Origin of the sequence: Pseudooceanicola lipolyticus (assembly GCF_002786325.1) — a bacterium.
Classification (GTDB): domain Bacteria; phylum Pseudomonadota; class Alphaproteobacteria; order Rhodobacterales; family Rhodobacteraceae; genus Pseudooceanicola_C; species Pseudooceanicola_C lipolyticus.
On sequence record NZ_PGTB01000205.1, the window covers coordinates 1 to 5,552 of the forward strand.

2 protein-coding genes and 1 pseudogene are annotated in these 5,552 nt (G+C 66.4%); all 3 read right to left on the minus strand.

Translation table 11 applies throughout. The features are described from left to right. Positions 1-2,011: virulence factor SrfC family protein (locus tag CVM52_RS23095; RefSeq protein ID WP_100164703.1), on the minus strand; the 2,011-nt coding region annotated here is incomplete at its 3' end. 10 nt (positions 2,012-2,021) lie between these two features. Next, positions 2,022-5,099, minus strand: a complete 3,078-nt coding sequence (locus CVM52_RS23100) for a virulence factor SrfB (RefSeq protein ID WP_100164704.1) — start codon at positions 5,097-5,099, stop codon at positions 2,022-2,024. A 5-nt stretch (positions 5,100-5,104) separates the two neighbouring features. Then, a pseudogene (locus tag CVM52_RS27140) lies at positions 5,105-5,552 on the minus strand (hypothetical protein); the annotation flags it as partial.

Genomic DNA, 5,552 nt, shown 5'->3' on the forward strand with positions numbered 1-5,552 from the left:
GGCCGGGGCGCTGCGGCCCCGGCGCCGCGGTGGTTGCGGCGCTGACCGCGCTGGTGATCCGCACCGAGCTGGGCACGCGGGCGATGCGGCTTTCGATTTCGTCCTGGTCGACCATCAATGCCGCCAGCACCGCGCCAAAGCGGTGCCGCGACAGCGCCAGTTCCAGATCGTCGATCACCAGGGTCGCCGCCTCCTGGCTGTGGGCCAGGCGCTGTTCGACATCGTCAGAGACGTGGAAGGGCGCGATGGCGCGCAGCAACTCGGCGGCGATCTGGTCCAGCTGCACCCGGATCTGGCGCAGCTTGCTGTCGGGTTTGCAGACCCGCGCCAGCGCCCCGGTCAGGTAGGACACGCCGCCATCATTCAGCGCCAGTGCCGCGTCCCAGGCCGCTTCGGGTTCGGCGAAGTGGCGTTGCACCGGCACTGCGGCCAGACAGCCGGCCTTCAGTTCGGCAATCCGGGCCTCTTTTTCCGGGCGCAGGCGCAATTCGCGCCGGGAGTCATCATATTCGATCAGCCCGTCGACAAAATAGTTCGGGTTGCGCAGCCAATAGCAATTGTCGAAGGGCTGGCCCGGCGTCCATTCCTCGACCCAGCCGTCCTGCCCGCGCCCGAAGCGTTCCAGCAGCGAGGCTTTCATCCGCCGTTCGAACCTTGTGACCTCGCCGCCATCGGCGGCGCTGTCGCTGAGCTGCATGTCGAATTTGGTCAGCACGAAGAACAGCACGTTGTCGGTCTGTGCCCTCAGCTCCGGCCGGTCGCCATGGGTCAGCGCGATCCAGTTGTCGACCAGCCCCGGCAGGTCGAGCGTTTCCATGTTGCTGCCCGGCACGCAAAGCAGCATCGAGGTGATTTCCTGGTTTTCGACATAGCGGTCGAACAGGTAGGCGACCTTGCCGCGTAGCAGCAGCTCGTGCAGGTTCTTGTCGAGATTGCCGAGCGTCTTGGAAAGCGGTTCCTCGAACCGGTTGCGGGCACCGGGAAAGTCCAGAAGGTCGGTGCGCCCGAACAGCTCGGAAGGCTGTTCGGCCATCGGGAAGACCAGTTCGGCGGCCAGCGCGCAAAGTTCGGCGCGCGGCAGGGTCACCTGCAGCCCACCCGCCGTCTGCACCTTCAGCGGCGGGCCGACATCGGCGCCACGCAGCCCGGTGAGGGTTTTGACGTCGATGATCGACTGTTCGCGCGGCACCAGTGCCGACAGCTCGGCATAGACGGTTCCCGCGTGGTTCAGCCGCGCCAGCGCAGCGGCCAGCTGGCCGTAAAGTTCGCCAAGCGCCGCATGCCCGCCCCAGAGGATCGAGAAGAACCCGACCCGTTCGGCCAGGGTCAGCGCCGGTGCGATCTCGGCAGCCTCGTCCCAGAACGGTTTGAGCGCGGCGGCATAGGCGCTTTTGCGGAAGACGTTTTCGATATATTCGCCGATCTCGTGCACTTCTTCGGCGTCCAGCCCCGGCTGCGCCCCGCCAGCCCTGGCCTTGTAACTGTCCAGATGCGCCGACAATTCCAACGCGTCGGGTGGAACCTCGGATTCATCGCCGTCATTGAAGAAGGAATTGACGATGGTGCGGATGATATCCGCCTCGCTCAGCAGGCTCAGCCGGATCGGAAAGCCCTCGGGCGTCGGCTCTTTGCGCATGGTAAAGCGGGTGACCAGGCCGGTGCTTTCGCCCTCGCCTTCGGGATTGACCTGGCTGATATAGTCAAGCTGTCCGTCCGGCCCGGCAAAATCGCCCACCAGCCGGCCCTGCGCCGGCCGCGCCAGCACCGAGACCAGAAAGGATTTACCGGCCTGCGACGGGCCGAACACGCTGACCGACATCGGCGTCACCGCCGAGGTCGCCAGCCGTTTCGCCCGCCGGGCGCTTTTGCGCATCATCCGGGTGAGCGAGCGCGCCTCGGCCCCGACCAGCGCGGCATTTTCCGGCGCGCCGATCCAGGCCAGCGCCTGACGGGTGAGATCCCCCACCCGAGCGCAGTCCGCCGCCAGCCTGTCCTGTTCCTCTGTGCTCATCGCCCCTCACTCACAGCCGGAATAGACCCGTGTCGATCCAGTAGTCATCTTCAAAACCCAGCGTCTGCAATCTGAGTTTCACTTCGCTGGTTTTCATCGCCGTACCTTCACTATCCTCCACCTCGGAAACTGTGAATGCCTCGCGCATCGCCTCGCGGCGCAGCGCGGTTTCCGGCGTTTCCAGTTCCGGGTCGCCATCGAACTCGGTGCGTTCGAAGGTCACCCGCAGCGGCGCGCGCGCCTCGGCGGCGGCGGTGGCAAAGTCCAGCCGGTAGAGCGGCGTGGTCGACCAGCGTTCCAGCGGCAGCTGCCGCGCGCCCAGATAAACCGGCGTATACATGGTAAGTTCCGCCAGCATGTCGCCGGCGGTCTTGCGCGCGTCGAGATCGACATCGGCAAACAGCACCCGGTCGGCGGTGATCTGGCCCGAACTGTCCATCTCGCCGATATAGCGCGCGGTGGACCGCATACGGAAGGCGCGGGTTTCGACCTTGAAGTTGGGGATGCGCGATTCCGACAGCGCGATCAGCATGCCGCCCACCGCCACGGTCGATTTCGGATCGCCGATGCGCTGGGTCACCGGGTCGCGGAACGGATACCAACGCCCGGTCTTGTAGGCGTGCATCGAGACCAGGCGATGCGGCGGCACCACCAGCATCTCTTCGAGGATCGAGCGCACCGCCGGCAGGCGCGACGGCCGCCCGGTCAACAGCACCACGTCGACGCCCAGATGTTCGATCACCTCGGCCATGTTGCTCAGCACCTGCTGGAACACCTCGCGCGCGGCGGCGTCGACATCCTCGCGGGTGAAATTCAGCGTCACATCGGCCAGCCGGAACTCGGCCGCGCCCAGGCCCTGCGCCGCCTCTTCCAGATAGGCGACCAGCGTGTTGGGCACGCCATCGGGGTCTTCGCCCTGCGCCAGCGGCAGCACCGAGGCGACCGGCAGGCTCAGCTGGTCCAGTTCCTCGGCGGTTTCGCAGGTCTTCAGGATCGCCACCGCCACCGGCATCAGCACCCGCAACGCGAATTGCCGACGTTTCTGCACGCTTTGCTGATCCAGCCCGCCGATATCGCCGGCAAACAACTCGCGCAGCTTTTCGCCGGCAAAGCGCCCGCCGGCCGCCTCGATCGCCGCTTGCAGGCCGGGCAGGATCACGCTGGCGATCACCCGTTGCAGCAGCTCGTCCCCGGCGACGCGAAAGCCTTCGCGGAAGTTCTGCACCGGCTGCAACACCCGGCCGGCCTCGCCCCAATAGGTGGTCACCATCATGTCGGTGGTGCCGCCGCCGATGTCGATGCTGGCCAGCCGCAGCGACGGTTCGGCCGCCTGCCCGCCGGGGCGCGCGCGCGGTGTGCCCTTCAGCTTGAGAAAGCGGTCGATGCGGCCGTCGAATTTCTGCGTCAGCTCGGAATAGAGATAAACCAGCTGGGTGGCGCTGGCCTCGTCCCATTCGACGATCAGCTCGGGCATCCGGCTGATCGCGCTTTCGCCATCCTTCAGGCCCAGCATCTCCCACACCAGCGTCAGCGCGCCCTTGGCCTTGGAGCGGATGATCGCCTGTTCCTGCGCCGTCGTCGCGGTGGGCAGGGTCAGGATGATCCGGTCCAGCCGGCGCGGCAGTTCCGATTGCGGGCGGCGGGCGCGCGAGGCGGGCGCGTTCACCTGGATCAGCGCATGGGCGATGATCTCGGACAGCATGAAGCCGAACAGCGCCGCGCGGGCGAAACGCGGGCGGATCGCCGGCGCCATCGGTGTCTTGCCGCGCGGGCGCAGGCGCGCGGCCTCATCGGCCCTGATCTGATCCAGCACATCGCCGGCCTCGTTCAGGTGCTGCATCGCCGCACGCAGCGATTTCGGCAGGTTGTTGGGATCGTTATGGTGATGGAACCGCCAATCCTGCTGCACCGGCTGATCGTCCCACAGATAGCGTTTCGGGCTGGACAGGCCCGAGGCGGTTTCTGTGCCTTCCTCTTCGGCCACCAGGCGCAGCGCCTCGGGGCCGGTGCGCACGATCGAGGGCCACAGGAAGGCGTTGCGCCGCCCCGACCGGCTGGCAAAGCGTTCATCGCCCATGCGGTGTTCAGAGAACTCCACCCGGCTTTCGAACAGGCCGGAATAGTGGAATTCAGGGCGCGACAGGTCGCGGATTTCCAGCGGATAGCTGCGCGCCAGGTCCAAACGGGATTCGCCGGGGAACCGTTCGATCAATATGCCGCAGGTGCGCGAATTGCCGACATCCAGCACCAGTTCGACCTCGACCGGGGTCACACCCTCGCGGGCGCTGACGGTATTGGCAAAGCGGATACGCGGGATCTTCACCGCGTGGTCGATCAGCCGCAGGAAGGCCAGGTAGCGCGCCCAGTGTTCGAATTTGTGCGGCAGCGTTTCGTGGCTGATCTTGCGGCCGGGCCGCTCGGCGCGCTTGAACGACATGAACAGGTCGTCCAGCCAGTCCGACACCCATTTCTGCAGGTCGAGGATTTCGCCGTCGCTGGCCTGTTCCAGACGCCGCAGGAACCAGTCCATCCGCTCGGGATCCGAGACAAAGCGGAAATCGCGGGATTTCTCGGCATCGGCGCGTTCCGGGGCAACGTATTGCAGCGGCTGTTCGGCATCGGTCAGCGCGGTGTCCAGCGCCAGCTGCACGCGATGGGTATGGCCGGTTTCGGGATCGGGCTCGTCCAGTTCCACCACCCGGATCCGCGCCCAGGAGGTCGGTCCGGGATCATAGCGTTCCTCGCCCCCCGGCCCGCGGTCGTTGCGGATGCGCAGCACCGGGACCGGCACCCATTTCGCCAGGTAGGGCTCCAGCGCCGAGACCGCGCGCACCGCATATTCGTCGTCATCCTCGCGCGCCGCGGCCTCGACCGTTTCATCGGCCTCGGCATCGCCGGTCAGCGGCAGCAGCGCCCATTCCTGCACGTCGCCCTCGCCGCCGACCACCCGTTCGATGAACCGCGCGCTGCGCAGTTCCAGCGCATCCAGCGTGAAGCCGAAATCGAGCATCTGCGTGCCCGACCAGGGCACCAGCGTGATCTCGTCCCGCCAGTCGGCAAGCTGCGCCAGATGATGAGAGCTCTGCATCGACCCTACCTTGAAATGCTTATGTTGGTTGTCCATTCCACCTGCCCGTCCCCCAGCATACCTTCATAGCTCTGCGAAGGTCCATTGCGGCGCAGCACGTGCAATATCACCTGTTTGGCACCTTCGGTACGCTCGCTCTTGAGATGCGCGCGCACCTGGTACAGCCCGTTGGGCGCGTCGGTGAAGACGATGTTTTCCACCGGGTCGCTGATCGCCTCGGCGCGCAGCACATTGGCGTCGAGGTCGTAAACCCCGTTGCAGTCGCCGCGGTTCAGATAGGACACGGTCGCCCCGGTGGGACAGGTGACGTAGAGGTCGATATCGTCGGTGGTGGACCATTCCAGCGTGAAATTCAGATCGCCCCGGCTGCCGCCGCGTTCTTCCATCCGCCGCTCGGCCTCGGCGCGGCGGGCCTCGTCCGATACCGGCGCCGGGGCGGGCGCGGGCACGGCG